Here is a 26,439-nt window from a genome sequence, read left to right as displayed (position 1 = left end):
GAGGGTTGCCCCATGCTTGAAGTGGCGGTGATCGAAGACGCGGCGACTGCCGAGGTCTCGTTGGACCCGGTGCGGGCGCGGTTGTTGGCCGAGTTGGCCGAGCCGAGCTCGGCGACGATGTTGGCGGCGAAGGTGGGGTTGCCTCGGCAGAAGGTGAACTACCACCTGCGGACGCTGGAGCAGTACGGGCTGGTCGAGTTGGCCGAGGAGCGGCGCAAGGGGAACATGACCGAGCGGGTCATGCGGGCCACGGCTGCTTCCTACGTCATCTCGCCGATGGCGTTGGCGGCGGTGCAGCCCGATCCGGAGAGGTCGCCCGATCGGTTGTCCGCGCGGTGGTTGTTGGCCGTGGCGGCCCGGTTGGTGCGTGATGTGGGGAACCTGCTGACGGGGGCCGCCACCGCGGGCAAGCGGGTGGCCACGTTCGCCGTCGACGGTGAGGTGCGGTTCGCCACGGCGCGGGACCGGGCCGCGTTCGCCGAGGAGTTGGCGGTGGCGGTGACCGGGTTGGTGGCCAAGTACCACGACGAGACGACGGCGGGTGGGCGGGCGCATCGGGTCGTCGTCGCCGTGCACCCCAGCATTCCGAAGGAGTCCTGATGGGCCACGCGTTCGAAGAGGTCAACGAGATCGAGCTGGCCGGCGTCACGCCCGAGCAGGTGTGGGACGCGATCGCCACCGGACCCGGTATCGACTCGTGGTTCATGGGGCGCAACGAGGTCGAGCCCGGTGCGGCGGTCAAGGGTGCGTTCGGCGGGTACGAGCCCCGGCACGGGGTCACGGCGTGGGAGCCGGGCAAGCGCCTGGCTTACGGCGGGGAGCAGGCGCCGGACGGGCGGTTCATGGCCTACGAGTTCCTGATCGAGGGACGGGACCAGGGCAGCACCGTGCTGCGCATGGTGGCCGGCGGCTTCCTGCCCGGTGACGACTGGCACGACGAGTTCGAGGCGATGGTCGCGGGCGGCACGATGTTCTGGCGGACGTTGGCCGAGTACCTGCGGCACTTCGCGGGGCGGGTCGCCGAGCCGGTGACGGTGTTCGGCCCGGAGGTCGCCGACTGGCCCGCGTTGTGGGCCGCGCTGCACCGCAAGCTCGGGCTCGACCGGTCGCCGTCGGCGGGTGACGAGGTCGACGTGGACGGGATGCGCGGCGTCGTCTACTACGCCAACTCGCAGACCGTCGGGATCCGCACCCCTGACGCCATGTACCGGTTCTTCCAAGGGAACACCGGTGTCCTGATCGCCATGCACCACGTCTTCGCGGACGACCAGCGCGACGAGAGCACGTGGGCCTCCTGGATGGGTGACCTGACATGACCGTCGTCGAGACTCGTTCCGATGTGACGAAGTTGCTGCTGGGCTGCGGCGTCCTGGCCGGGCCGCTGTACCTGGTCACCGGGTTCGCGCAGGCCTTCACCCGGGAAGGGTTCGATCTGAAGAAGCACCCGATGAGCTTCCTCTCGCTGGGCGAGGGCGGCTGGGTGCAGATCGCGAACTTCGTCCTCAGTGGACTGCTGTTCCTGGCCATGGCCTTCGGTGTCCGCGAAGCGATCAAGGGCCGGCGGGGCGGTACCTGGGGACCGGTCCTGCTGGGGATCTTCGCGGTCGGGATGATCGCCGGGGGGGTGTTCGTGGCGGACCCGGCGTTCGGGTTCCCGGTCGGCGCGCCCGAGGGGCAGCCGGAAGTCCTGTCGTGGCACGGGACCCTGCACGGCGTCGCGTTCTTCGCGTCCTTCCCGGCGCTGATCGCCTCGTGCTTCGTGTTCGCCCGGCGGTTCAGCGGTGGGTGGTCCTGGTTCTGCGTGGTGGCCGGTCTGGTGTCGGTCGCGCCCATGGCGTTCATGGGTTCCGAGTGGGGCACCGTGGTGTTGTACGGCGTCGCGGTGGTCAGCTGGCTCTGGGTGTCCGCGGTCGCGGCGAAGCTGCGCGCCGAAGTCTGAGTGGAGTGGTGGGAATGGGTCAGGTCACGTCGAACGACGGCACGAAGATCGCTTACAGCAAGATCGGCTCGGGGCCCGCGCTGATCATCGTGGACGGCGCGCTGTGCTCCCGCTCGTTCGGTCCGGCCGGGAAACTGGCCGAGGCGCTCGCACCGCACTTCACGGTCTACACCTACGACCGCCGGGGACGCGGCGAGAGCGGCAACACCGCGCCCTACGACGTGGCGCGCGAGGTGGAGGACATCGCCGCGCTCATCGAGGAGGCGGGCGGTCGGGCGCACCTGTTCGGCATGTCGTCCGGCGGCACTTTGGTCGCGGAGGCGGTGCACCGGGGCGTCCCCGTGAACCGGTTCGCCATCTACGAGTCGCCGATGGTGGTGGACGGCACCCGCGAACCGATGAGCGCCGACCTCCCGGCGGAGGTGAGCCGGGCGGTGGCCGAGGACCGGCGCGGCGACGCGGTGAAGCTGTTCATGGACTACGTCGGCACGCCGAAGGTCGTCACCGCGCTGATGCGGATCATGCCGCCGTGGAAGAAGCTCAAGGCCGTCGCGCACACCCTGCCGCACGACTTCGCGCTGGTGGGGGAGTTCCAGCGCGGGGTGCAGCCACCCGCCGACCGCTGGGCCGGGGCGAAGGCGCCGGGCCTGGTCATCGCCGGCGGCAAGAGCCCCGAGTACATGCGCAACGCACAGGCGAGCCTGGCCCGTGCGCTGCCGGACGCGGAGCTGAAGGTGCTGGACGGGCAGACGCACATGGTCAAGGCGCAGGTGACGGCGCCTGTGCTGGTCGACTTCCTCGATCGTTGAGGGTCCGTGCCAGGGCATCTCGAATCCGTTGTGGACTGTGCTGCCCCAGCGAAAAGCGCCGTGCCATCCGCACATGGCACGGCGCTCGACGGCGGAACCGAGCCTCCGTGGCGACCCTACGGCTTGCGCGCGACAGCGCCCGCGATGCAGTGGGACACCGCGTCGAGCTTCCGCAGTCGAGGCCCGTCCGGCCACCACTCGGCGCAGATCACCAGCCCCGGCTCCACCAGCTCCAGGCCGTCGAACAGGGCCAGCAGCTCGGAGTAGGTGGCGAACCGGCCGGAGCCCATGGGGGAGTGCAGGAACGTCTCCTCCATCCGGCGCGCGATCGCCGAGTGCTCCTCGGTTTCCGGGTCGAAGAAGTGGCTGATCGCCACGTAGGAGCCGGCCGGCAGCGCCTCGATGTACTCGGCCATGATCTCGGCCGTGGTCGGGGAGTCGCCGTTGTAGTGGTGCAGCGTGCCGAGCTGGAACAGCGCGAGCGGCTGGTCGAAGTCGATGTGCTTCCGCACGACCTCGTCGTTCAGGATCTGGCGGGGGTTGAAGATGTCGGCGGCGGAGAAGTGCGTCTGGTCGTTCTCCTCCAGCAGCGCGCGGCCGTGGGCCAGCACCACAGGGTCATTGTCCACGTAGACGACTCGTGCATCCGGCTGAATGCGTTGCGCCACTTGGTGAGTGTTCTCGGCGGTGGGCAGACCCGAGCCGCAGTCCAGGAACTGGGTGATCCCCGTCTGGCTGGCGACGAACCGGGTGGCGCGGATCAGGAACGACCGGTTGTCCACCGCCAGGGTGGCGGCTTCCGGTGCGACCTGCTGGACGCTGCGCAACACTTCCCGGTCGATCTCGTAGTTGTCCTTGCCGTTGAGGAAAGCGTCGTAGACCCTGGCAATACTGGCCTTCGTAGTGTCGATGTAGACGGGGGCGGCGGCGTCCGAGGACGTGCTCGGCATTGGTGACCTCGCAGTAGGGGATCAAGGGAGGGCGGTGGTCGTGCACCACGTCACAGTCCACTCAGCGTAAGCGTATGGGCCCAACGCGTGAGTGAGCAGTGTGCGGCGGACGGAGGAAGATCTTGGGTGTACGTTCAGTGACGATGCGAGTTCGCGCCGTTCGGGCACAACCGCTGTTCGGGTGGACAGGCTTCGCACGAGTGAGAACGGTCGGGAGGATCAGCGATGGCCACTGGTGACCCCGAGGGTTCGGCCGCCGAGCGGGAGAGCGGGCCCACCGCCCTCCGCATCGTGCTCGGCTCGCAGCTGCGCAGGCTGCGCGAGCAGGTGGAGATCAGCCGCGCGGACGCCGGCTACGCGATCCGCGGCTCGGAGTCCAAGATCAGCCGGATGGAGCTGGGCCGGGTCGGCCTGAAGGAACGCGACGTCTCGGACCTGCTGACCATGTACGGGATGACGGACGCGGACGCGCGGGACAAGTTCCTGGCGATGGTCCGGCGGTCGAACGAGCCCGGCTGGTGGCACCGGTACACCGACCTGATGCCCGACTGGTTCCAGGACTACGTCGGCCTGGAGGAGGCGGCGTCCCGGATCCTGACCTACGAGACGCAGTTCGTGCCCGGTCTGCTGCAGACCGAGGAGTACGCGATGGCGATCTCCAGCCACGGCAGGCCCGAACTGGCCACCCCGGCGGTCAAGCGCCGGGTCGCGCTGCGGATGCAGCGGCAGAAGATCATGTTCCGCGCGGACAGCCCGAGGTTGTGGGCCGTCATCGACGAATCGGTGCTGCATCGCCCCATCGGCGGACGTCAGGTGCTGCTGAACCAGATCGAGCACTTGCTCTCGGTCACCAAGAACGCGCCGATCACCCTTCAGATCGTGCCGTACCAATTGAGCGGCTACGCAGCGGAAGGCCCGTTCACGATGTTGCGGTTCGGTGAGCCCGACCTGCCGGACATCGTGTACCTGGAACACCTGGCCGGTGCCCTCTACCTGGACAAACTCGAAGAGCTGGAGATCTACAGCCGGGTTTTCGACCGGCTGACGGTGGACGCGGAGACGCCGGACAGAAGTCGACAGATGCTCATAAAGCGCCGAGCGGACCTGTAGCGCTCCTCCGTCCGGGGGAGATTGGCACTCTGCATCTGCACGTGCATTTACCCGTGCTGCACGCAGTGCTACGGTCCGTGCACAGCCAGATGCACGTGCAGATGCATCCCCGTCGCGATGGGTAGGTGATGTCGATGGCCATCGGGGCCCACAACGGCATGTCCGCGGCCGAGTTGCCGAACGTGACGTGGCGGAAGAGCTCCCGCAGCGGCGCGCTCGGCAACTGCGTGGAACTCGCTGTCCTGAACGGCGACGAGATCGCGATGCGCAATTCCCGGTTCCCGGACGGTCCCGCTCTGGTCTACACGCGAGCGGAGATTGCGGCCTTCGTGGCCGGTGCCAGGGACGGGGAATTCGATGACCTCGTCGACTGAGCACGCTTCCAAGACGACCGTCCAGCTTCGGCAGCTGATCGCGCGCGGGTTCCAGTTCCTCCACCCGCGCGACGCGCGCGGCGAGCTGGCCGCTGTGGTCGGGGTGCGCGCGCACGACGCCGTGATCGACGTCGTGCGCCTGCACACGGAGGACGACGTGGTGGCCATGCGGATGCCCGCCGACGAGGTGAACGTGTTGTCCCCCAGCAAGTTTTGCTGGCGTCGGCGCGGGCCGGCCACGAGCGTGCTGGACGAGCTGCTCGAACTGCCCGACGACCGGACCGCCTGAACAGACTGCCCGTTCGCGGTGAACGGGGAGGGGTCGCGTACACCCCTCACGACGAACCTGACCTGGAGACGCAGCGGGAACCGACTCCGCGCCCTTGTCGGTTCCGTGACGCTCAAAGCGGAACTCCGTGTTCGTCGCCACTGGCGCGGAGGTCGGCCGCACCCGACCTCCGCGCTGGGTCAACTCCCTTCCAGGCCCCGCACCACCACCGCCAGGCCGTGGTGGAACTCGTCGCCCAGGCTCCGCGCGGCGGTGGCGGTCTCCGCGAGCAGCGGGAACTCCGTCCGTCCCGCCATGACGGCGGTCCCGGTGCCGGACAGCGGGCCGAGGTGCTCCAGCTGCATCGCGCCGATCAGGTAGCCGATCAGGCAGCGCAGCGCGACCACCCGTCGCGCGCCGGTGAAACCGTTGGCAGACAGCACTTCCAGCACGGATTCGGACCAGCGCAGCAACGCGGGTGAGCGGTGGCGGTGTGCCATGGTCAGCGGGATGACGTTCGGGTGCCGTGCCACGGCGTCCCGGACCCGTTCCACCAGTGCCACGATCTGGTTCTGCCAGCTGGATTCCGGTGGGCGTATGTCCACTGTGGACAGCACGAGGTCCAGTACCAGCGCTTCCAGCTCGGTCCGTTCGGAGACGTACCGGTAGAGCGACATGGTGCCCATGCCGAGTTCCTGCGCGACCGCGCGCATGGACAGGCCGGGCAGACCTTCGCGGTCGATCACCGCGAGCGCGGCGGCGGCGAGGTCTTCGGGGGTGAGGGACTTGGGTCGTGGCATGGCGCTTGACAGCGTACGGCATACGCTCATACCTTGGCGTAGGCGTACAGCGCACGCCTACAGGGCACGCCGACCTACAGGGCACACCAAAAGGGGGTCCGAGTGATCGAGGCGCGTGAGTGGGAGACGGTTCAGGGCGGGCGGGTCCGGGTGCCCGACGCGGACCGGCTGGTGCACTTGCAGTTCCGCCGGTTCGCCGGCTGCCCGGTGTGCAACCTGCACCTCCGGTCGATCGTGCTGCGGCACGACGAGATCGTCGCGCGGGGGATCGCCGAGGTCGTCGTGTTCCACTCGTCGGCCCAGGAGTTGCGGCCTCACGTGGCTGGCTTGCCGTTCCCCGTGGTGGGTGATCCGGAGAAGCGTCTGTACGTCGAGTTCGGCGTCGAATCGGCGCCGCGCGCGCTGCTCGATCCACGGGCCTGGGGATCGATCGTGCGGGGGATCGCGCGCGACCTGGGGCCGGTGCTCCGGGGCCGCCGCCCGCTGCCGAGGCCGACCGGCGGACGGCTGGGTCTGCCTGCGGATTTCCTCATCGCACCGGACGGCCGCGTGATCGCCGAGAAGCGCGGTGCACATGCCTACGACCAGTGGTCCGTGGACGACTTGCTGGCCGCTGCGGGGTGAGTTGTCCACAGGGTTGTCCACAGCTGTGGATGAATCGAACATACGTTCGAAGTTCCTGCGTTTGCGAGGTTTAGCCCGCGTTCGGTCGAGACGTGGGTGTCCGGACGTCCGTACCGGGCCGGCGGCCGGGCCGATCTGTTCGCAGTTCATTCTGTTCCGGCCGGAACAGAATGAACTGCGAATAGCTGCGGCAGTGCCCCGGACACGCGTGGCGTCCGGGGCACCTGCCTATTGTCAGTTGCTGACCAGCAGGCTGTAACCGGCGATGCCCAGGCGGCACTCGTAGTCGGCCCACACGCCGCCGTTGACGCCGTTGGTACCGGCCTGGTTGCACGTCGCCAGGTTTTGCACGGTGAGGTACAAGTCGGTGAACGAGTTGAACGTCGGCTCCACCCGCACGCTGTAGCCCGCGATGCCGGACACGCACTCGTAGTCGGAGAACGCGCCACCGGCGATGCCGTTGTCGCCGGTGGAGGTGCAGTCCGCCAGAGTGGTCGTGTACAGGTACACCAGCGCGTCGTCCGGCGTTGCCTGGGCGGCGCCCGCGGTGAAGGCGAAGGAGGCCGCGAGGGCGGCCAGGGTGGTGGTAAGAACACGCGCGAGCTTCTTCATGTCGGTTCTCCCAGAATGTCGGATTCGACCGGTCAGGGCCATGTCGTCGGCACCTGGAACGACGTTAACAGCCGATTACCGGCGGATCGCCGTGACTTCTTCTCGACTGTGAACAGCCACCTTCGGAATCCGCTCCGGTAAATCTCGAATGCCCTGGTCCCAGTCATACCCAGAGGTATTGTGTGATATGCGTCACGCAGTGCTGTAACAGTTTAAAGTACTGCGGAACCATTCGGAAAAGCTGTTCCAAAGAACGGGTCGCACCTAGCCGTCCTGTCAGTTCGCCCGGTCGGCCGGCTGCCCGGCCCGCTCCTGCCGGACCTGCGGCGGCGCACCCGGCCGCGGCGAACAGGCGAAGGCCCCGCCGCACGGGCGGGGCCTCCGGGTGATGGGGTCAGTGACCCTGGTAGCCGCCGGGGGCGTCCATGGTGAACCAGTTGAACGTCTCCACCATCTGGCGCGTGGTGCCGATGTACTGCGGTCCGGTCAGCTCCCAGCGCGTCACGGTCCGGTAGGTGCCCCGCTGGAGGCTCTCGTCGACCGCGGTGTCCTCGTTGTCCGCCACCGGCACGTACTCGTTGATGGCCCGCTTGGTCAGCGTCACGTCCAGCAGCTGGTAGGCCGACTGCGTGGACAGGTAGCCGGCGTCGCCGTGGTCGTCCGCGCGGCCGGGGTCGGACAGCTTGAGCTGCACGGTGCTGCCGTTGAACGAGCCCTTCGCCGCGACCACCGTGACGATGTGCCCACCGCCCCGCTGGAGGCTGCCCGCCTGCGGTCCCGCCGAGTACCGGCCGTACACCAGCTGAACCGGACCCTCGTTGAGCTTCTTGGCCAGGTCGCCGGAGAAGTCGGGCGAGCTGTTGGAGCTGATGTTGGCGACCTCGGTCTTCCAGCCGGCGTCGCGGGCGGGCTTGGTGGCGATGTTCCACGCGGTCTGGAGGTTGCCCATGGTGGTCTTGCCGTCGTACTTGGCGTCCACCCCGATGCGCCCGATGGAGTTGGTGATGACGTTGTAGTCCGCCGGGTCCTTGGGATCGAGGTTCTTGACCTTGGTGGTCAGCCAGCCGACCGGCGCGCCTTTCACGTGACCCCAGTAGTGCAGCACGTTGTACAGCGACGTGGGGCCGCAATAGGCGTTGCCGTTGTTCTCCAGGCCCGCGCGGAACTGGTCGACGTCGCTCACGCCGCACAGCTTCACGTCGAAGTCCGCGCCGGAGACGTCGCCGGCGCGGACGCACGGCGGGGGCGTGCCGATGATGTCGGCGGACGCGACGCCGGAGAACGCGAGGGCGCCGGCGGCGGTGGCGACGGTGAGGGCGACTGCCTTGCGGATCATGGTCCTACCTCCTGTGAGTAGCCCCTGTGGAGAGCTGCCGTGGTTCGGTAGGACAAGACTGACCTGCGGAAACGCCTGGGGCATGAGGGGTCTCCCCTCAACCTCGGGGGCTGCCGAAGATGGGTGTATCAGGCACCCCCCAAGCCGGATCCGTATCTCTCAGGCGAGTACGCGGGCCAGTTCGCGACGTCCGCTGATGCCGAGCTTGGTGTAGATCCGGCCCAGGTGGTTCTCCACCGTCTTGGGCGTCACGAACAGCTCCTGAGCGATCTCCCGGTTGGGTCGGCCCAGCGCGGCGAGGTCCGCGACCCGCCGTTCGCTCGCAGTCAGCGCCTCCGCACCGGCGACCGTCAACCGGCGCGGCCGGTCGCCCAACGCCTCCAGGGCTTCCACGGCCCGGGTGCGCAGTGCGACCGAGCCGCATTCCGCCGCCAGGTCGATGCCGCGGTGCAGCGGCGCACGGGCGTCCGTGCGCCGACGTGCCACCCGCAGCGCCTCGCCCAGGTCCACGAGTGACCGCGCCAGGTGCAGCCGGGCGGGCGAGGTCTCCAGCACCGCAACGGATTCGGTCAGCAGCTCCACGCGGCGGGTGGCGTCGGCGTGCGCGAGCAACCGGAGGGCGGCTCCCACTTCCGTTGCCGCGCCCCACTTCTGCGCGATGACGAGCTGCTCCTCGGCCAGTACCAGCGCTTCCGCCTCGTCGCCGAGCAGCATCGCCGCCCGCACGGCCGGATCGCGCCACGGGACGGTCGGCGGGTCGACGCCGGCGGCCAGCATCTCGTCCCGCTGTTCGAAAGCCTCCGCCTTGGCCTGCAACGGTTTCCCGTTCGCCAACGCGATCAGCGCACGCGGTTCGTGCAGCCACAGCGTCGGCATCATCCTGGGCGCGTCGGGGTGCTCGGCGTCGAACCGGGCCAACGCGCGGGCCGCACCGGCGATGTCGTTGCGCTCCAACGCGGCGTACGTGGTGAAGTGCGTCGCCGTCGCCCGCAAAGCGACGACGTGCTGCACCGGTTCCTCGTCCCGCACGGCCTCCAGCGCGCCTTCGGACTCGGCTTCCACGAGGCTCACGTTGCCCAGCCGCCAGTTGAGGAACAGCGCGGCGTTGGCGACCATCGCGAACTCGACCGGCGAACCGTGCTGCCGGACGCGCAGCCGTGCCCGGTCGACCTCCTTGCGCGCCTCGTCCACGCCGTCCGCCGACACCAGCGCCAGCAGTGCCACGACCCACGCGACCATCGCGTCCGTGCTGCCGGTGGCGTCGTCGAAGTACGCGCCGTTGGACAGCGCGCGCAACGCCGTGTCGGCGACCTGCCGCGCGGGCCACACCTCGTAGCGGCCCATCTGCGCGAGCAGCCCGAGTAGGGTGCGCTCGTCGGGCGTGTTGCCGCGCAGCGACGCGTACCGGCCGAGGTGGTCGGACGCGACGTGCCGCTGGTCCCGCAGGAACGACCGGGTCACCGCCAGCCGCGCCTCCAGGTGCAGCCGGCCGTCCCCGCTGGGCAGCGCGCGGATCGCCCGGGACAGCTCGGCGATCGCGGCCTCCGGGCCGTCCACGACGGCGGTCGCGGACGCGGCGGCGGCGACCAGTTCGGCGTTCGGCAGGCCCGTGGCGGCGGCCCGGAGCTGGCGCTGGGCTTCGGCGGCGTCGCCGGTGCGCAACAGGGCACGACCGAACTCGGCCCGCAGCCCGGCGTCGTCGGGGGCTTCGTCCACGGCACGGGCCAGGTGCGCGGCGGCGGTCTCGGCGTCGCCGGCGGCCAGCAGCACGACGGCGGCCTGGCGCAGCACTTCGGCGGCGTCCGCGAGGGTGCCCTTGGGCGCGTGCGCCAGGTGCGCGGCAACGCGGTCGGCGGGCGCTTTCACCGACCACAGGTGGGTCGCGGCCTTGGCGTGCAGGGCGGAGCGCGCCACCGGCCCGAGATCGGCCAGCACGGCTTCGCGCACCACCGGGTGCACGAACACCAGGTGGTCGTCCTCGCTGTGCAGGACGTTCGCGCCGACCAGCGAGTCCACGGCGGCGGGCAGCGCGGACGGGTCGAGCCCGGCCACCGCGCCCACCTGCCACGGATCACTGCCGACACCCAGCACGGCCGCCGCGCCCGCGAGCCGGACCGCGCCCTCGGGCAGCCGGCCCAGCACCGCCCGGAACACCGTCGTGGGACCGAGCCCGGCCACCCGGTCGGCGGTCGGCGGGGCGTCCAGCGGCAGGCCGAGCGCGTCCAGCTCGTCCACCAGGACCCCGGCCAGGAACGGGTTCCCCGCGCTCGCCTCGTGCAGCGCGCCGACCACCCGGTCCGCCGGCCGCACGCCCCGGTTCGAGATCAGGTCGGCCAGGGCGGCCGGGCTGAGCGGGCGGGGCAGCAGGCGCTCGGCCCGGCGGGCGTCGCTGAGCTGGGCCAGTGGGCCGGTGTTCGCGGCCGGCGGGCGGGTCGCGACCACCAGCGCGATCGGCAGGTCGGCGATCCGGCGGGACAGGTAGACCAGGAAGTGCAGCGACGACAGGTCCGCCCAGTGCGCGTCGTCCACGGTGATCAGCAGCGGCCGGGTGGACGACAGGTCGACCGCCACCCACCACAGCGAGTGCAGGGTGCGGGCCAGTTCCGCCTCGCCCGGGTCGGCGGCGGCCGTGTCGAGCGCCCGCAACGCGTCCCCGGACGGTCCGGCGAGGATGGCCGCCCGGACCTCACCGCGGTATCGGGACACCGAGCGCTCCACCATCTGCCGGACCACGCCCCAGGCCATCGCGCTCTCCAGCGCGTCGCCCACCGCCTGCAGGCGGCCGAAACCGCGTGCCTTCGCCAGCTCGCGGGTGGCCTCGACGAGTCGGGTCTTGCCGATGCCCGCGCGTCCCTCGACCACCACGACCCTGCCCTCGCCGGCCGCCGCCGCGTCCAGCGCCCGCGCGATCCGGGTCAGCTCCCCGTCCCGCTCCAGGGTGGCGCTCATCCGACGAGGCGCCGGAGGCGGTCGGGGTCGCGCAGCGGCCGGCCGTGGCCGAACAGCACCAGCTTCGGCCGCAGTTCGGCCAGCCGGCGCATGGACGCGCGGTTCTGCTCCCGGTCCCAGGTCAGGAAGTCCGGCGGGCCGCTCGGCCACAGCAGGTTGAAGAACACGTCACCGCAGATCAGCACGCCGTCGTGGTCCCGCCACAGCGCGATGTGGCCGGGGGAGTGGCCGGGCACCTCCAGCACGGTGAACCCGGCGACCTCGTCGCCTTCCCGCAGGCCGCGCGCGACCGGGTGCGCGTCGGGCATCTTCATGCGCGACATGAGCTTCGGGATGCGACCCGGTGCCGGGACGGGCGTGGACGTCTCGATCGCGTCGGCGTCCTTCTGCCCGGCCCACAGCGGCACGTCGTAGCGCTCGCACACGGCGTGGCTGGAGCCGTAGTGGTCGGGGTGGGCGTGGGTGACCACGTGGGCGCTGAGCCGGCGGCCGTCGAGCCCCCGGGCGAGCCGTTTGCGCGCGGCGGGCGTGCCCGCGTCGACCAGCACGTCCTCCACCAGGTAGGCGTTGATCATGTGGGGTGGCCGGCCGAGCAGCTGGTGCACTCCGGGTGCCAGTGGTCGCACCCGATGATCGTAGCGTCCGCGCTGGTCACGGCGGTCGAGCCGGATGCGTCCGATCGGACGCACCCGGCTTCCCCGGTCAGCAGACGAGGCAGAAGGAGTAGGTGGCGGTGTAGGTGGCGGCCGTCGGCGGAGCGATGATGTTGTGCGCCTGCGCGCCGCCGTCGGACCAGCTCCGGTAGCGGTAGCGGAGGTTCAGCGGCGGCAGGTTCTGCGGGCTCGGTGCGCTGACCGAGTTGTTCGACCCGACGATCACCGTGCGGGAGAACGGGGTCCGCTGCGTCGTGCCGCCGACCGCGAGCTGCGCGCCGGCCGGGCTGGACGTGAAGTTCAGCGTGACGGTCAACGGGTCCAGCCGCAGCTTCCGGGTGCCGGTGCGACCGCTGGAGTCGGTGGCCGACAGCGTCAGCTCCAGGTACGACGGGTACTCGTGGTCCGGCGCGACGAACGAGCCGGACGCGCCGGTAGAGTCCTGCACGACGTGTTCGTGGCACGAGCCGGTGGTCGCGCAGTGCTGGATGCTCAGCCGCCAGCGCAGGGCGGACGCGGGCAGCGCGCCGTCCTGCGGATCGGTGGCGTGGCCGGAGAACGGCACGGTCTGGCCGACCCGCCAGCGCAGGGCCGCGGTCGGGGCGTCGATCACCGGTACCGGGTCCTGACCGGTGACCGTGACGGCGACCGTGGTGGTCCCGGACGCCCCCGCCGGGTCGGTGACCTTGAGGCCGACCGTGGTGGAGGCGCTGTACGAGCGGGTCGGCGTGGCGGACGTCGAGTCGTCGTGCGCCCCGTCGCCGTCCAGGTCCCAGGCGTAGCTCAGCGCGTCGCCGTCCGGGTCGCTCGAACCCGTGCCGCTGAACTGCACGGCGAGCGGTGCCGTGCCGGTGTTCGGGGTGGCCGTGGCGACGGCCGTGGGCGCGCGGTTGCCGCCGGACGGGTAACTCACGCGCCGCAGCTGGCCCGCGCCCAGGGCGATGTAGAACAGGTCGCCGCCGGGTCCGGTGAGCAGCTGCACGGGCACGTTCACGCCCGTCACGAACGGTACGATCTTCGCCGGGTCGGGTTGCCCGCCGGTGGTCTGCATGGCCCAGATGCAGCCGCGCGAGCTGTCCGCGAAGAACAGCGCGCCGTCGTAGGCGGCCGGGTAGTTGCCGGTGCTCTCGAACGCGATGCCCGAGATCGACGAGCCGCCCGTGGGGCACGGGTCGGTCGACACGACCTTGGCGCTGTGGTTGTAGGCGTAGAACGGCGCGGTCTGGCCGGTGGTGTAGAGCGATTCGCAGAGCGTCAGGTTCGCGTTGTCGTACCCGGACTGCCGGGCCGCGCCCTCGTAGCAGGGCCAGCCGAAGTTCTCCGCGGTGCCGTCGTCGGCGTCGGTGATCCGGTTGATCTCCTCCCACGTGCCCCAGCCGACGTCGCCGGCCCAGATCTCGTCGGTGCCGGGGCGGAACCCGAACCGGAACTGGTTGCGCAGGCCGTGCGCGACGATCCGGCGGGCGTTCGGGTCGGCGTGGCCGGCGAACGGGCCGCCGGGCAGCGCCGCGCCGGTGTCCGGGTCGACGCGGGCGATCGTGCCGTCCAGCGAGACCGGCTCACCGGCGGGCCGCCGCACCGACTGCGACCGCACAGCGCCACCGCGCGCGTCCGGGGCGGTGAGATTCGCGCCGGCGGGTCCGGGCGGGTCCGCGCACGGATTCCCGACCTGTCCGTAGTCGGCGAAGTTGAAACTGGCACCGTCGCCGCCGCCGACGTAGAGCGCGCCGTCCGGGCCGAACGCGACGGTGCCGATGGAATGGCTCGGGTACTGCTGGCACCAGTCGGTGATCAGCGGCTGTTCGCCGGTCGACGTGCCGCCGGGGCCCATGGTCAGCTTGGACACCCGTCCGGTGACCACGCACCCCTGGTCGGTCGCGCCGGGAGGGGTCGGACAGGTGTCACCCCATCGTGGCGACGTGCCGCCGGGCACGGCGTCGTAGGTGTAGGAGACGTAGACGTACGGCCGGGCGGGGAACTGCGGGTCGACGGCCAGCCCGAGCAGGCCCCGGTCCCAGAAGTCCTGGGTCTGCGGCCGGAGGTCGGCGAAAACGGTTGCGGTGGTGTCCGCGAGCGAGTCGAAGACCTTGACGATGCCGCTCTTCTCGGCGACGAACACCTTGCCGTCCGGCGCGAACGCGGCGGCGGTGGGCGAGGTCAGGCCGCCGATGGCCAGGCTGTCGGTGAACCCGGTCGGCACGGCGGCGACGGCGGTCGGCGGCAGCGCGACGAGCGTGCCCGCGCCGAGCAGCAGGGCGAGGGTGAGCGGTCTGAGCCGGGGAGGGGGAGGTCTGCGGCGGTGGAAACCCATGGTGACGGCCCTTCTCTACGTGGCACTTTCGAGCGAACACGAAAGAGTTACACACTGGGGGCGTCACTTCGGAGCGTCGAGTGCGGTTCGAGACCCGCTACCGGCCAGTCTCATCCTCCTGGCCTAGTGGCGGCCTCCGCCGGGCCGTGCTCCATTGGGTGGAATAGCCCGGAAAAGTATCTACCGGGTGGAATCGGAGCAGCTCCGAAAGGACTTCCGCAGAACTGCGGAATGTTCACCGTCGGTACGCCCGGGTGGCCGACGGTGCTATAACCGGGGTGGCCGAGGAATGCGCTCCGCCGGACCCCGCGAGCGAATGGGCCAATTCCTTCATTGATCTGTCTGGTGCAGAGTTGAAGTGTATTGCGCATTTACTTCACTTGGTGGATGCTGCTCCCCATGAACGTCCCTCCCCTGCCGTCAGGGCAGTGGGCACCGGTCCGCGAACTCCCCGGCATTCCCGAGACCCGCCTGCGTGAAGGCGCGTACCTCCCGCCGCCGCTGCCGTCGGACCTGCCGCTGCCGGTGGCCACCTACCGGCTGGTCGCCGAGGCCGAGCACGCCCTCGGCAGGCTCGACGAGGCCGCCGAACGGCTGCGCGTGCGGTCCGGGCTGGTCCGGGCCACGCAGGTGCGGGACGCGCAGAGCTCGGCCGGCCTCTCCGGCACGCCGGTCGGGCTGCGCGAGGCGCTCGCCGCCGACCTGCTGGCGTCCCGGGGCGACCCGCCGTCGGACCGTTCCGCGCCCGAGCAGCTGCTGGCGCCCTACCTGTCGGCGTACGACCACGGCATCGAGCGCGTCCGGCACGGCTCGGCGGTGGACGCCGAACTCCTCGGCGAGCTCACCGCGATCATGACCGGCCGGCCGGGGCTCGGCCTGCGCGACCTGCTGCGCCGCGAACCGGGCTGGCTCGGCATCACGCCCGAGCGCGCCTACCTGCTGACCGCGACCGGGGCGCACCTCGTGGCCCAGCTGGAGCAGTGGTCGACGTGGGTGCGGGAGGAGGCCGAACAGCCCCGGATCGCCAAGATCGCGCTCGCCCACTACCAACTCGAAGTGCTGCAACCGTTCCCGGCCGCGAACGGGCACGTGGCGCGCGGGTTCTCCATGCTGGAGATGGTGCACTGCGGCCTGTTGCGCGACCAGATCCTGCCGCTGTCGGTCTGGCTCGACGACACGCTGCCGGAGTACCAGGAGGAGATCCGCGCGGTGGTCGACACCGGGCGGATCCACCACTGGGTCGAGTTCTTCGCCGCCGCCGTCCGGGACCAGGCGCTCGCCCAGCTGCGGCTGATCGGGCACCTGGAGAACCTGGCCGAGGAGTACGCCCGGCTGCTGCCGCGGACCGGGAACCTGCCCGAGGTCGCCGCCTCGCTGATCGGCTTCCCGGTGGTCGACCACCGGGCGCTGTGCGAGCGGTACGCGGTGACCGTCAAGGCCGCCACCGACCTCACCCGGCGGCTGGTGGAGCGCCGCATCCTCGTCCCGTGGGACTTCCGCGACTACCGCCGGGTGTTCGTGTGCCGGGACGTGCTGCGCCTGCTGGCCGACCACCCGGACACCACCGCCCTGCCCTGACCACCCCCAGCCGGACCATTCCCAGCCGGACCACCCGGGAGAACGCGCATGAGCACCCCACCCCGCACGCCCCGGCCCCGCCGCACCCCGCCCCACCGCGGCCGGCACCGCCGTCAGACCCGGCCGAGGTTCGTCCCCTGGGCGAAGCTAGCCGTCGGACTGCTGATCCAGCTCGTCCTGACGCTGCTGCGCGCCTGAACCCGGTGTCGACCCGGTCGGCAGGTCGAGCAGTTCCCGTGCCTGGCGGGCGTCCTCGCCGGTCAGGTCCGGCAGCACGCGGTGCAGTCGGCGGCGTGCGGCGGCCTCGTCGCCGGACAGCCAGAGCGCGCGTGCGAACACCACCTGCGTCCGGGCCCGGTCGGGTGTCGGCGGCAGGCCGTCGAACACCTTGTCGGCGCGGGTCAGGTAGTTCACCGCGGTGGTCAGCCGGCCAGCTTCGATCATCAGCGCGCCGAGGTGGGCCAGCGCGCGGGCGATGCCCTCGGGCTGCTCGTGCACGATGCGCAGCTCCAGCACCTCGTCCGCGCAGCCGATGACCCGGTGCAGCCGGCCCTGCGCGCGGTAGGCGGCGGCCAGCGAGGTCAGCGCGTCCACGGTCGGCTCCGGGTCGTCGAGCAGCCGGTGGACGGCCAGCTCGCGCATGCCCAGCGCAGCCGCCAGCCGGTGCAGGCCCCGTTCCCGCAGCACCTCCGCCCCGGCCCGGAACGCGGCCGCGAGCGGCCGGGAGCGGGGCAGCGCGGCGGCCAGTGGTGTCGCGCAGTCGTAGAGCCGCCGGCACCAGGCCTCGTCGGCGTCGGGTGGCAGCGCCCGCCACACGTGCGCCAGCAGGGCGACGGACGTCTCGTCGCCCTCCAGCACCGCCGCGACCACGTCGTCGCGTCGTTCGTCGAACCAGTGGCGCACGCCGTCGGCGTCCTCCAGCGCGGACGGGCCGGGGTCCTCGACGTCGTGGCCGAGGATGCGGCGCGCGCGCAGCGCGTCCCGCAGCAACTGCCTGGCCTGGTCGCTCACCTGCCGCCGTCCTTCCCGGTCCGCTGTGCCGGCTTCGATCGGCCGTCGTGCGTGGGCCACTGGTCACATCGGGTCAAGCCGCCCGTCCGTCTCGATGATCTTTCAAGTGTCAACCAATCGTGTGGATTCGGGACACCGCCATAATGTCGGTCTGCCGGGTGAAGTTCAGCCGTTCCCGGTGCTCGCCGGGACGACCTCGAAGAGGTCCTCGAACTGCATGGGCGCCAGCGCGGTGAGCGCGCCGCCGATGAACGCGGGCCCCGGGTGGAGGTGGCCGCTCAGCACGCGGGCCACCGTGGACCGGTTCACCTCCATGGCTTTGGCCAGCGCGTAGTCCGAGGTGTAGCCGGCCAGCAGGGCGGCCTTGGCGAAGGCCTTGGTGCGGAGCCTGATCGTCTTCGGCATCGCCACCTCGTGTCGTGTTGCGTGCACCCAACATCCAGTTTGTACGCAGAACAGTAGCTTGGTTGTGTGGACACAACACAGGTTGTTGCCGAACAACGAGGCAGGGTTGTTGGGGGCGCATTGCGAACGTTGCGTGTACGCGACTAACATTCGTGGGCGTGACCGATGACGAGAACACCTCCTCGACGTGGTGGGACTTCCTCATGGACAACCTGAGGAGCAGGGGCCTGTCCACCGGCGACCTGGCGCGCGGCGCGGGCGTCGACCGCAGCCGCCTCAGCGACTGGAAGCGCGGCGGCAAGGCCTCCGTGGAGTCCGCGCGGGCCATCGCCGTGCTGTTCGACGCGAGCCCGCTGGAGGTGATGGTCGCCGCCGGGCTGATCACCCCGAACGAGGCCGCGCTGCGCCAGGCGCGGCCGGACCCGGCGCGGTTGACAGATGACGAACTGGTCGCCGAACTCCGGAAACGCCTGGGTGGATGAGCCGCTGAGTCCCCGCCGCCGTCCGGCGGCCGAACACCGCGTCACCTGATGGCCACGTTCTGTTCCCACCGGGGCTCGGCCGTGCCATCGTGTTTTCACCAAATGATTGGTCTGGACCTCCGGACCGGTGGCGAAAGGACGAGGGATGATGCGTGGCACTACCGTGTTACCGGGCACGCCCTGCCAGACACCACGCGTGGGAGAACTGCCGATGCACCGGCTGGAGGTGCCGGTCCCCAACGCGCTGCCGTTCGCGATCGGCACGTTCGAGACGGTCGGTCCGATGTCCCGCGCGGACTTCCCGCACCGGCACACGTTCCACGAGATCGTGTACGTCACGGGCGGCACCGGCACCCATGTGGTCGACCTCGCCCGCTGGGAACTGCGCCCGCCGCACCTGTGCGTGATCGCGCCGGGTCAGGTGCACCACTGGGTCGACACCCGCGACCTGGAGGGGTTCGTGGTCCTGTTCACCGACGACTTCCTGATCGACCACCCGGCCGACCGGGAGCTGCTCCGCCGGTTGAGCGAACGGCCCTGGCTCACCCTGGACGAGCGCACCCACCGGAGCATGTCCGGCTTGATCGCCGAACTGGACGAGGAGTACCGGAACCGGGCCGAAGGCGTGGAATCCGTGCTGCGCTCCCTGCTGCACGTGCTGATCGTGCGGGCGGCCAGGCTGCCGGAGACCCCGGCCGCACCGCCGCCCGCCCGGACCGGCGCGGTGGCCGAGGAGTTCGCCCGGCTGGCCGGCAGGCCCGACGTGGACCTGTGGTCGGTGCGCGCCTACGCGGAGCGGATCGGCGTCACCCCCGGCTACCTGACCGAGGCGGTCAAGGCCGCCACCGGGCGCACGCCGTCCGAGCTGGTGCGGGAGGCGAGGGCGAGCGAGGCCAAGCGGCTGCTGGCCCGGACGGATCTGACCGTGCGGCAGATTGCCGGACGGGTCGGATTCGCCGATCCGGCGTACTTCTGCCGGTTCTTCCGCCGCGAAACCGGGGTCAGCCCAGGGGACTTCCGCCGGTCGGGTGATCTGCGGCGAACAGCATCGGGTGACGGCGTTCACAGTTATGACCGACCACGAGATTCACCACGACCAACCGGTCCAGTCCATCGTCCGCGCCGGGGCGTCTCCATAGGTTCGTTATGAATTCCCGAGACAGCCACCCCCACGAGGAGCAGTCATGGACACGCCCATGGACGGCGACCGCAGCACCACCGAGGAGTCGTCCGAAACCCGCAACATCAGCCGCAGGCCGGTCCTGCGCGCGGCCCTGGTCGCGGGCGTGGCGGTGCCCGCCGCGCTGATGGGTGTGCCGGCGCTGGCCCGCACCGTGCCCAGCACCGGGGGAACGCTCGAACTGACCCCGGAGTGCGACGACGGCGACGACCCGACGCCGGCGCAGACCGAAGGCCCGTACTTCAAGCCGAACTCGCCCCGGCGCTCGTCGCTGGTCGACGCGGGGACCGTGGGCACCCGCCTCACCGTCACCGGCTACGTGTTCGGCCTGGCGTGCCAGCCGATCGCGAACGCGCTGCTGGACTTCTGGCAGGCGGACAACAACGGTGTCTACGACAACACCGGCTTCAAGTTCCGCGGGCACCAGTTCACCGACGCCCAGGGCAAGTTCACGCTGAGCACGATCGTGCCGGGCCTGTACCCCGGCCGCACGCGGCACATCCACGTGAAGGTCCAGGCCCCCGGTGGCCGGATCCTCACCACGCAGCTCTACTTCCCGAACGAGCCGCGCAACAACACCGACACCATCTACGACCCGCGTCTGCTGATGACGATGTCGAACAGCGGGACGACCCGCGTCGGCGAGTACGACTTCGTGCTCAACGTGCGGCAGACCCCGACCTCGACCAGCAGCAGCACCACGCGGCCGACCGACCCGACCGGTCCCACCACCACGACCACCGGGGTTCCCGGCGGCACGTGGGCGGCCGGCGCGCAGTACAGCCCGGGCACGGCCGTGACCTACGGCGGCGTCAGCTACGTCTGCCAGCAGGCCCACACCGCCCAGCCCGGCTGGGAGCCGCCGAACGTGCCCGCGCTGTGGCGCGTCGGCTGATCTGACCCGCGTCCCGCGGCCCGGTTACCGATCGCGCCCACCCTGCCTTCGGCAGCAGTCCCGGCGCCGCGCACACGGGCAGATCCCGTGCCAAGTCCCGGAGAAGGCCCCCGAACCTCGTGTTCGGGGGCCTTTCCGCGTTGAGCCGCCGGGAGCGCGACGCCGGAAGATCCACAGTGGACTGTTGGCGGGCACGACCGGTAACGCACGTCCGGGGTCGCGCCGATTGACGGGTCAAAGGCCGCCGCAGCCCTTTGGAGCACACCGTGATCGAGAACTCGTCCGCAGGCCTGGTGATGCTGAGCGCGGAAGCAACCGTCACGGTGACCCGCGAGGAAGACCACCAACACGTGCTGTCCCGCTACCCGTTGGTGCCGGGCATGCAGCGCCACGTGGCGGTCGAACTCGCTTGGTGCACCATCACGAACGGGAAGTACCAGGGCGAACGGGCCATCGAAGTCCGCTTGGACGGTCACCGGGTCGGCGAACTTACCCACCTGATGTCCCAGCGCTACGCGCCCTTGCTCGTCCAGTTGGGAGCACGCGGCGAGCGGGCGGGTTGCGAAGCCGTGTTGCAGGCAGGCGTCCGAGGCACCGAGGTCACCCTCCGCCTGCCCCGCGAAGGCAACCTCACCATTCCGTTCGCCGGCCCGGAGCCCGCCGTCACCACGTTGCTCACCGCCCCGGCCGCACCACGACCGAAACCCCGCATCCGTCCGGCATGGGCGGTCGCCGCCGTCGCCGTGCTGATCGTCTTCTTCGTCGCAGGCGTACTCAAAAACCCGCCCACCACCAAAACACCCCAGTCTGCTCTCAACGTAGGCACCGCGACTACGCCGCCGACCACAACAACCACCGCCACCCCCACGACCACTACAACGACGACCACCACGACCACCACGACCACCACGACGACGACCACCACCACAGCGGCCCCTGCCCCGCCGCCTCCAGTCACCCAACCCCCGGTCCCACAACCCACCAGGCAGACGACGCAGGCTCCGCCACCACCGCCCCCGGCACCCGCCCAGCAGTCCGGTTGCGACGAGAACTACAGCGGTTGCGTACCCATCGCGAGCGACGTCGACTGCCAGGGCGGCAGCGGCAACGGTCCCGCATACGTGGCCGGCCCGATCCGCGTCATCGGCACCGACATCTACGACCTGGACCGGGACGGCAACGGCATCGCCTGCGAGTGATCCGGCCGGTGTTCACCCTCCGCTTGGCCGACGACAGCACGATCGAGGTCGTCGTCCACCCGAGCGAAGACCTCCGCTGGTTCAGCCTGACCGAGTACGACGGCACGTGACCGGTGCAGCGGGCGTGCTCGCGGGCACCGGTGCCGCTCTGAGCCCCGTGGACCGCCCGACGTAAATCCCGCGCGGCTCCCGGTGCGGCTGCGTAGGCTTGTTTCGCCTCGGCGATCCGAGGGCGGGGGTCGCTCATCGGACAGGCGGTGCGATGTCGGAGGAACGCGGGGTCCAGGAGATCAGGATCGGCGTCTACGCGACCGAAGAGCAGGCCCGTGAGCTGATCGAGCAGGTGAAACTGCTGCTGTGCCCCGACCCGGACCACACCGGCCCCTGTCGGGTGCCGTGGAGCATCGGGTTGGTGCCGCAGGAAGCGCTTTCCGAGGAGTACGGCTACCCGGAACTGGAAGAGCAGTTCCGGATCGAACAGGGCCACGCCTAGCTCGTCACTAGGGATGCCGAGGCACAGGCGGCCCACGCGACCGGTGGTGCCGCGCCGCGGACAGGCCCGGCTCCCGGCTGCCGACGACTGACGGAAAAGATCAGCCCCCGCCGCGTTTCAGCTGGCCAGGGCCTGATTCACCCGGCGAAAGGTGAGTGCCCCCGGCGCGGCTCGTACAGCATCCACACGAACCCATAGCCGTCGTGAACTGCGGGTTTCTGCCAGGATGGGCGTTGTGCGTCGCCGTCGTGGTGGCGGGGGCGGTGGCTGACCGTCGCCGTACGATGACGGAGTGTCGATCAAGGACGTAGCCGCGCTACTTGACGCGGTGTTGGACAAGATCGACGCCGCGCGGGAGTCGCTGGACGTGGCGGCGGACCTGATCGACGACGCAACCTCGCTGCTGGGGTCGGCCGTGTCCGGCACGGCCGACCCTGACGCGCTACAGGCGTTGACGTGGTTCGGTGAGGCGCAGCAGGGCACACGCTCCCCGTTCGCGGCGCTGAAAGCCGCTGAGGACGCCATACGGGCCTACCGGGCGACGCTGGTAGGCGACTCGACCGCGACCGGTTCCACGGCGGGCGCTACCAGTCCGCAGGGGGACCGGTCGTCGTCGTCCGGGGCACCTCGGAACCTCCCGGTTCCCGTGACGCCCGACCGGATCGAGGAACTACGGCGGGAACTGCCACCCTCGGTGGTGTCCGGCGTCGGGCAGAAGACACACGGGCAGTGGATCGACCCGAGTGGCAGGGTTCATGAGGAAGTGAGCGGCAAGGACGAGAAGTCGGAGGAAGCTCTCCGATTCTTCGAGGAGATCAAGTCTCGCCGTATCCCGGTCACCGTGGTGGACGTGGAGATCAAGCTTGCGGCACACATGCGGAAGAACGAGATTCCGTCTGCCACGTTGGTATTGAACAACTTCCCGTGTCGCGGTCCGATGGGGTGTGACGCGCTGGTACCGGTGGTTCTCCCACCGGGTTACACGATGACGGTCTACGGTCCTGACGGGTTCAGGCAGGAATACAAGGGAGGCGGGACCTCGAAGTGGGTGCCCTAGACGTGTACTACCTGTACGAGCACGGCGACACCCCCGTCACCGTGTCCACAGTGGACGAAGTGGACGCCTTGATTGACCGCGTTCGCGCCGAGTCCCCGCCAGCAGCGCCCATCCTGATGGACGTTCACCTGTCCGGCGATCCGTACGCGCAAGGGATAGACGTCGGTATTGCGGTTGATCACGGCGTGATCCGATATTCCGGACGGGAATGGCCGCGCGGTGTCGTCAGCGCCGGCGACGGGCCGATGGGCGGCGAAACGCGTTCGTACTTCTACATGGGTCACGGGCGCGAGTTTCCTTCCAACTCGGAAGTGCCGATCGACATTGTCCGGCAGGCAGTGAAGGAATTCATGGAGTCAAACGGAGCGCGCCCCACGTGCGTTCGATGGCAGGATGCGCCGTAGCTGATGCAGGCGCTTCGGCGGGTTGAGCCGTTCGACGTGGAAACCGGGTTGCCGGTGTCGGAGCTGAAGCGGCAAAACTCGTTGTCGTTCCTTGAGTTCTCGCAGTCCTACATGGATATGAAGTGGCCGGATGCGGTGGCTACGACTCGGGGAAGCACCGTGGAGGCGCTGGCTACGGCTGGTGCGGCGTTCGTCCGGGATGGAGTTGGACGGCCGGACGTGGGGGAGCTACGCGGTGTGCTGACGCGCTACCTGCTGCCTCCGACTACTCGGGACGCTGAGCTGCCGCCGGCCACCCAAGAGGCGGCTGACTGGCTCGTCCGCAACTCGCGTCCGCTGGTGGACCTCATTGACGCGCTGGCGGTTCGTGAGGTGTTGGACGCGCTGGCGGCGAAGCTGGACGGCAAGGCGGCGGCTGCGACCGTCTACCAGCGGAAACGGGCAGTGCTGTGCAACCTCCTGGCCTACGCGGTCGAGCGGGAGTCGATCCCGGACAACCCGCTGACCAGGGTGAAGCGCAAGGTAGCGAAGGTAGTCGAGCAGGTTGATCCTCGGGTAGTGGCCAACCCGGGGCAGGTCGCTCGGCTGCTGACGGCGGTGACCTACGTCGGGCAGCGGAACCAGGAGCGGGGCGCGCACCTGGCGGCGTTCTTCGCCACGGGCTACTACGCGGCTGCTCGGCCTGCTGAGGGCCTGGCGCTCCGAGAGGATGACTGCACCCTGCCTGAGGAGGGCTGGGGCCTCCTGATGCTCGGTGAGTCGCGGCCGGCGGCTGGGAAGCGGTGGACGGACTCCGGAGAGGTCCACGACCGGCGTGGGCTGAAGCGCACTGGGGGCGGAAGGAGGTGCGGCCGGTGCCGATCCCACCGGTTCTCGTCCGCATCCTGCGTGATCACCTCGGCCGATATGGGGTCGGCCCGGACGGGCGGCTGTTCCGGTCACTGGGTGGCGGGGTGGTGTCGTCGTCCACCTACTACCGGGTCTGGGAGGAGGCTCGTCAGTACGCGCTGACGCCTGCTCAGGTGGCGTCTCCGCTGGCTGCCCGGCCCGTACGACCTTCGGCACGCCGCAGTGTCGCTATGGCTGAACGGGGGCGTGCCAGCTACCGAGGTCGCGGAGCGTGCTGGCCACTCAGTGGACGTCCTGCTGAAGGTCTACGCGAAGTGCATCGATGGGCAGCCAGAGGTTGTAAACAGTACCATCGAACGTCTTTACGGCTAACTAAGCTTGGATGGGGCGCGATGGCAGGAACGCTCAACGTAAGCAGCGCATGGTTCGACATCACTTGCCTGCCATCGCGGTCTGCCTATCTGATTCGTGCTGGCAGCCGTTCTGGATTTCGGCGGGCTATCCAAGAAGCGTCCGGTCGTTGGGGCGGGATGGCAGAACCGGTCATTGCTGTCCGAGTCGGCGGAAAAATCGACCCTTGGTATGAGCAACTTCTGGAGGTCAGTGACGTCGCGGTGCTCGTCGCTGTGGACATTTCGGCGGAGGAAGCTGGCACAGTCGGTAAACGCGTCGGCCTCCCCTGCGTGGAATTGGAGCATATCGATCGAGTTCCAGTGTCGGCATCGACTATGCACCCGCTGGCCCTCTTGACGGACGAACCAGCGCAGATTCCGGTAATTGCGGGTGAGAGGTCGCCGTTGTGGCACGCTGTTGCAGCCGGGGATCTCGCCGATGACCACCTTAAGATGCTCCAGCAAGAGCAGATTGAAGTTGTGAAGCTGAGTGGTGACGGGCAGATTGCGCATTCCGCATTGCGTGGCACCACGATGCTCGAGCGCACCGTTGTCCAGTTTGGTGAGGATCGTACGGAAGGTGGTTTGGGCTCTACTCCTGCGGTTATCTAGGTGACTAAGAGCGGCGACCTTCTGGACTGTCTATTCTTTTGGAATCTTCGCGCTCTTCGCCCCTACTGTTTCGTCGATCTCCCGATGTTTATACTCGGTGATGTTGCCACGGGACAATGGTCGGGGTTCAAGGAAGCGTTGCACGAAAGGTTGTCTCGTCGCGACGAATTCTCCCCGGATGTAATATTGTGGAGCCGGAACGTGCCAGAGTCGCACCTTCTCGAAATTGCAGAAGACTTCGACCTTCGACCTTCAAAAGAAGGGGTCCGTGTCGGGCACAGGTGGCCGGCAGATATTCGCTCAGCTCCGTTCACCTTCAAGGTTAATCCGCCATATGACCCTCGCGCTTGGGTATCGTTTCATCGTACTTACGGTCAGAAGGTGCGGGTACGGGGCACGCCACGGCTCTCGGCTACTCGCTACGCGCGGAAACCCCTATGAAGCTCGCGTCGTATGGGCACAGGAGTCTGATTCGAATTCGTAGTGCAGTGCTTGACTCACTGCCCAAACGTGACGAGGTTGCGCAGAAAATCTTGGCAAACGCCGACTGGTCTAACGGCATGTTGCAAGTCAGAACTTCGGTTAACAGATTCTTCGACTTCGACCTCAAGGTGCCAAGCCTCGGTGAAGCGCTTGACCTTGTACTCAGAAGCGCAGGGCTGGAATACTCTTTGTCCGATAAGGGCAGGATAGGTGCCGCTCTGTCCGCAAAGTCTTCTGTACTTGTCGAGGACGGAGTGTTCGAGGCTGTTGCGGAACTTACTACTCCACGCTCCAAGGAGTTGGTAAAGCAACTCCGCTCCATGCGTGAGCGTGGTGATGAGGACGCTGAGATGATGGAATTGGCGGCGCGGTGGGGAGGCCGCGCTGAACGGCGGTATAGGACTGCTGCGGACGTTAAGGGGCTCGCCGGATATACTGCAATGCTTGCGCTTGAAGCGCTATGTAATTTGAATGGGCGGAGCGTGGTCTCGAGATAGATTGCTCTCGATGTGGTGTGGCAAGCTTTCTGCCGATGTCGTCTGTATCCGGGCCAGCACGGTGCCCTGCTTGTGGGGATGGACAGAAGTTTGCGGGAACGAAGAACGGTCTTACTGCCTACTACCGGCTGAACTCCTTCTTGGATCGAGCTAGCGACCAAGGAGTC

At 69.3% G+C, this 26,439-nt stretch carries 28 protein-coding genes; 19 read left to right on the top strand and 9 right to left on the bottom strand.

Going from position 1 to position 26,439, the window contains the following annotated elements:
• The first annotated feature begins 12 nt into the window (after positions 1-12).
• Genes FHS29_RS14920 through FHS29_RS14905 form a run of 4 tightly spaced genes read left to right on the top strand, consistent with a single transcriptional unit; the run spans position 13 to position 2,748 of the window.
• Complete coding sequence (locus FHS29_RS14920) at positions 13-600, top strand: ArsR/SmtB family transcription factor (protein WP_184691226.1); 588 nt, start codon at positions 13-15, stop codon at positions 598-600.
• On the top strand, positions 600-1,316 hold the full coding sequence (locus tag FHS29_RS14915) for an SRPBCC family protein (RefSeq protein ID WP_184691225.1): 717 nt from the start codon (positions 600-602) through the stop codon (positions 1,314-1,316). Before FHS29_RS14920 ends, FHS29_RS14915 begins: the two co-directional genes overlap by 1 nt.
• Positions 1,313-1,939, top strand: coding sequence for a DUF998 domain-containing protein (locus tag FHS29_RS14910; RefSeq protein ID WP_184691224.1), 627 nt, complete (start codon positions 1,313-1,315; stop codon positions 1,937-1,939). Before FHS29_RS14915 ends, FHS29_RS14910 begins: the two co-directional genes overlap by 4 nt.
• 14 nt (positions 1,940-1,953) lie before the next feature.
• Positions 1,954-2,748, top strand: a complete 795-nt coding sequence (locus FHS29_RS14905; RefSeq protein WP_184691223.1) for an alpha/beta fold hydrolase — start codon at positions 1,954-1,956, stop codon at positions 2,746-2,748.
• Between the two features lie 116 nt (positions 2,749-2,864).
• Here the strand turns inward: FHS29_RS14905 and FHS29_RS14900 are convergent, their stop codons facing one another.
• Complete coding sequence (locus tag FHS29_RS14900) at positions 2,865-3,698, bottom strand: SAM-dependent methyltransferase (protein ID WP_184691222.1); 834 nt, start codon at positions 3,696-3,698, stop codon at positions 2,865-2,867.
• A gap of 225 nt (positions 3,699-3,923) precedes the next feature.
• On the opposite strand from FHS29_RS14900, the gene FHS29_RS14895 reads away from it, so the two are divergent.
• From FHS29_RS14895 to FHS29_RS14885, 3 genes are all read left to right on the top strand, one after another.
• Positions 3,924-4,808 carry a Sco1979 family transcriptional regulator gene (locus FHS29_RS14895; RefSeq protein WP_184691221.1) on the top strand — a complete coding sequence of 295 codons (885 nt, stop codon included), beginning with the start codon at positions 3,924-3,926 and terminating at the stop codon, positions 4,806-4,808.
• Positions 4,809-4,942: 134 nt separating this feature from the next.
• Positions 4,943-5,182 carry a DUF397 domain-containing protein gene (locus FHS29_RS14890; RefSeq protein WP_246440301.1) on the top strand — a complete coding sequence of 80 codons (240 nt, stop codon included), beginning with the start codon at positions 4,943-4,945 and terminating at the stop codon, positions 5,180-5,182.
• Positions 5,166-5,471 (top strand): hypothetical protein, encoded by a 306-nt coding sequence (locus FHS29_RS14885; protein ID WP_184691219.1) that lies wholly within the window; start codon positions 5,166-5,168, stop codon positions 5,469-5,471. Before FHS29_RS14890 ends, FHS29_RS14885 begins: the two co-directional genes overlap by 17 nt.
• Positions 5,472-5,650: 179 nt before the next feature.
• Here FHS29_RS14885 and FHS29_RS14880 read toward each other — a convergent pair whose 3' ends face one another.
• Positions 5,651-6,250 (bottom strand): TetR/AcrR family transcriptional regulator, encoded by a 600-nt coding sequence (locus FHS29_RS14880; protein ID WP_184691218.1) that lies wholly within the window; start codon positions 6,248-6,250, stop codon positions 5,651-5,653.
• Between the two features lie 102 nt (positions 6,251-6,352).
• On the opposite strand from FHS29_RS14880, the gene FHS29_RS14875 reads away from it, so the two are divergent.
• Positions 6,353-6,874, top strand: coding sequence for a peroxiredoxin-like family protein (locus tag FHS29_RS14875; protein ID WP_184691217.1), 522 nt, complete (start codon positions 6,353-6,355; stop codon positions 6,872-6,874).
• A gap of 234 nt (positions 6,875-7,108) precedes the next feature.
• Here FHS29_RS14875 and FHS29_RS14870 read toward each other — a convergent pair whose 3' ends face one another.
• The 5 genes from FHS29_RS14870 to FHS29_RS14850 all read right to left on the bottom strand — a co-directional run bounded on the left by FHS29_RS14870 (position 7,109) and on the right by FHS29_RS14850 (position 14,735).
• On the bottom strand, positions 7,109-7,486 hold the full coding sequence (locus FHS29_RS14870; RefSeq protein WP_184691216.1) for a hypothetical protein: 378 nt from the start codon (positions 7,484-7,486) through the stop codon (positions 7,109-7,111).
• Positions 7,487-7,880: 394 nt separating this feature from the next.
• Positions 7,881-8,822: a hypothetical protein gene (locus FHS29_RS14865; RefSeq protein ID WP_184691215.1), complete on the bottom strand. Its 942-nt coding sequence runs from the start codon at positions 8,820-8,822 to the stop codon at positions 7,881-7,883.
• Positions 8,823-8,981: 159 nt separating this feature from the next.
• Positions 8,982-11,771 (bottom strand): helix-turn-helix transcriptional regulator, encoded by a 2,790-nt coding sequence (locus tag FHS29_RS14860; protein WP_184691214.1) that lies wholly within the window; start codon positions 11,769-11,771, stop codon positions 8,982-8,984.
• Complete coding sequence (locus tag FHS29_RS14855; RefSeq protein WP_184691213.1) at positions 11,768-12,397, bottom strand: MBL fold metallo-hydrolase; 630 nt, start codon at positions 12,395-12,397, stop codon at positions 11,768-11,770. The genes FHS29_RS14860 and FHS29_RS14855 overlap by 4 nt, the downstream gene beginning before the upstream one ends.
• 76 nt (positions 12,398-12,473) lie before the next feature.
• Complete coding sequence (locus tag FHS29_RS14850) at positions 12,474-14,735, bottom strand: PQQ-dependent sugar dehydrogenase (protein WP_184691212.1); 2,262 nt, start codon at positions 14,733-14,735, stop codon at positions 12,474-12,476.
• 399 nt (positions 14,736-15,134) lie between these two features.
• On the opposite strand from FHS29_RS14850, the gene FHS29_RS37675 reads away from it, so the two are divergent.
• Positions 15,135-16,313: a Fic family protein gene (locus FHS29_RS37675; RefSeq protein WP_184691211.1), complete on the top strand. Its 1,179-nt coding sequence runs from the start codon at positions 15,135-15,137 to the stop codon at positions 16,311-16,313.
• A gap of 147 nt (positions 16,314-16,460) precedes the next feature.
• Here the strand turns inward: FHS29_RS37675 and FHS29_RS14840 are convergent, their stop codons facing one another.
• Together FHS29_RS14840 and FHS29_RS14835 are read right to left on the bottom strand one after the other, a co-directional pair.
• Positions 16,461-17,324: a tetratricopeptide repeat protein gene (locus tag FHS29_RS14840; RefSeq protein ID WP_184691210.1), complete on the bottom strand. Its 864-nt coding sequence runs from the start codon at positions 17,322-17,324 to the stop codon at positions 16,461-16,463.
• 165 nt (positions 17,325-17,489) lie between these two features.
• Positions 17,490-17,729 carry a transcriptional regulator gene (locus tag FHS29_RS14835; RefSeq protein WP_184691209.1) on the bottom strand — a complete coding sequence of 80 codons (240 nt, stop codon included), beginning with the start codon at positions 17,727-17,729 and terminating at the stop codon, positions 17,490-17,492.
• 158 nt (positions 17,730-17,887) lie between these two features.
• Between FHS29_RS14835 and FHS29_RS14830 the strand changes: the two genes are divergently transcribed.
• The 10 genes from FHS29_RS14830 to FHS29_RS14785 all read left to right on the top strand — a co-directional run bounded on the left by FHS29_RS14830 (position 17,888) and on the right by FHS29_RS14785 (position 26,272).
• The gene (locus tag FHS29_RS14830) at positions 17,888-18,211 is read left to right on the top strand and encodes a helix-turn-helix domain-containing protein (protein WP_184691208.1); all 324 of its coding nucleotides are present in this window, start codon (positions 17,888-17,890) and stop codon (positions 18,209-18,211) included.
• A 148-nt stretch (positions 18,212-18,359) separates the two neighbouring features.
• Positions 18,360-19,361 (top strand): AraC family transcriptional regulator, encoded by a 1,002-nt coding sequence (locus FHS29_RS14825; RefSeq protein WP_184691207.1) that lies wholly within the window; start codon positions 18,360-18,362, stop codon positions 19,359-19,361.
• Positions 19,362-19,395: 34 nt separating this feature from the next.
• Positions 19,396-20,286, top strand: coding sequence for a dioxygenase family protein (locus tag FHS29_RS14820; RefSeq protein WP_184691206.1), 891 nt, complete (start codon positions 19,396-19,398; stop codon positions 20,284-20,286).
• 266 nt (positions 20,287-20,552) lie between these two features.
• On the top strand, positions 20,553-21,485 hold the full coding sequence (locus tag FHS29_RS14815; protein WP_184691551.1) for a hypothetical protein: 933 nt from the start codon (positions 20,553-20,555) through the stop codon (positions 21,483-21,485).
• A gap of 262 nt (positions 21,486-21,747) precedes the next feature.
• Positions 21,748-21,978, top strand: coding sequence for a hypothetical protein (locus tag FHS29_RS14810; protein ID WP_184691205.1), 231 nt, complete (start codon positions 21,748-21,750; stop codon positions 21,976-21,978).
• A gap of 292 nt (positions 21,979-22,270) precedes the next feature.
• Entirely contained in the window at positions 22,271-23,035 is a 765-nt protein-coding gene (locus tag FHS29_RS14805; protein ID WP_184691204.1) for a DddA-like double-stranded DNA deaminase toxin, read from the top strand.
• A gap of 2 nt (positions 23,036-23,037) precedes the next feature.
• Positions 23,038-23,439 (top strand): Imm1 family immunity protein, encoded by a 402-nt coding sequence (locus tag FHS29_RS14800; protein ID WP_184691203.1) that lies wholly within the window; start codon positions 23,038-23,040, stop codon positions 23,437-23,439.
• Positions 23,440-23,442: 3 nt separating this feature from the next.
• Positions 23,443-24,450 (top strand): site-specific integrase, encoded by a 1,008-nt coding sequence (locus FHS29_RS36285; RefSeq protein ID WP_221455985.1) that lies wholly within the window; start codon positions 23,443-23,445, stop codon positions 24,448-24,450.
• 230 nt (positions 24,451-24,680) lie between these two features.
• The gene (locus tag FHS29_RS14790) at positions 24,681-25,292 is read left to right on the top strand and encodes a hypothetical protein (RefSeq protein ID WP_184691202.1); all 612 of its coding nucleotides are present in this window, start codon (positions 24,681-24,683) and stop codon (positions 25,290-25,292) included.
• A 488-nt stretch (positions 25,293-25,780) separates the two neighbouring features.
• Entirely contained in the window at positions 25,781-26,272 is a 492-nt protein-coding gene (locus FHS29_RS14785) for a hypothetical protein (RefSeq protein WP_184691201.1), read from the top strand.
• Positions 26,273-26,439: the final 167 nt, after the last annotated feature.

Origin of the sequence: Saccharothrix tamanrassetensis, from assembly GCF_014203665.1 — a bacterium.
In the GTDB taxonomy this organism is placed as follows: domain Bacteria; phylum Actinomycetota; class Actinomycetes; order Mycobacteriales; family Pseudonocardiaceae; genus Actinosynnema; species Actinosynnema tamanrassetense.
Note: the sequence above shows the minus strand (reverse complement) of the source record. Positions and strands in the feature narration are given on the sequence as shown.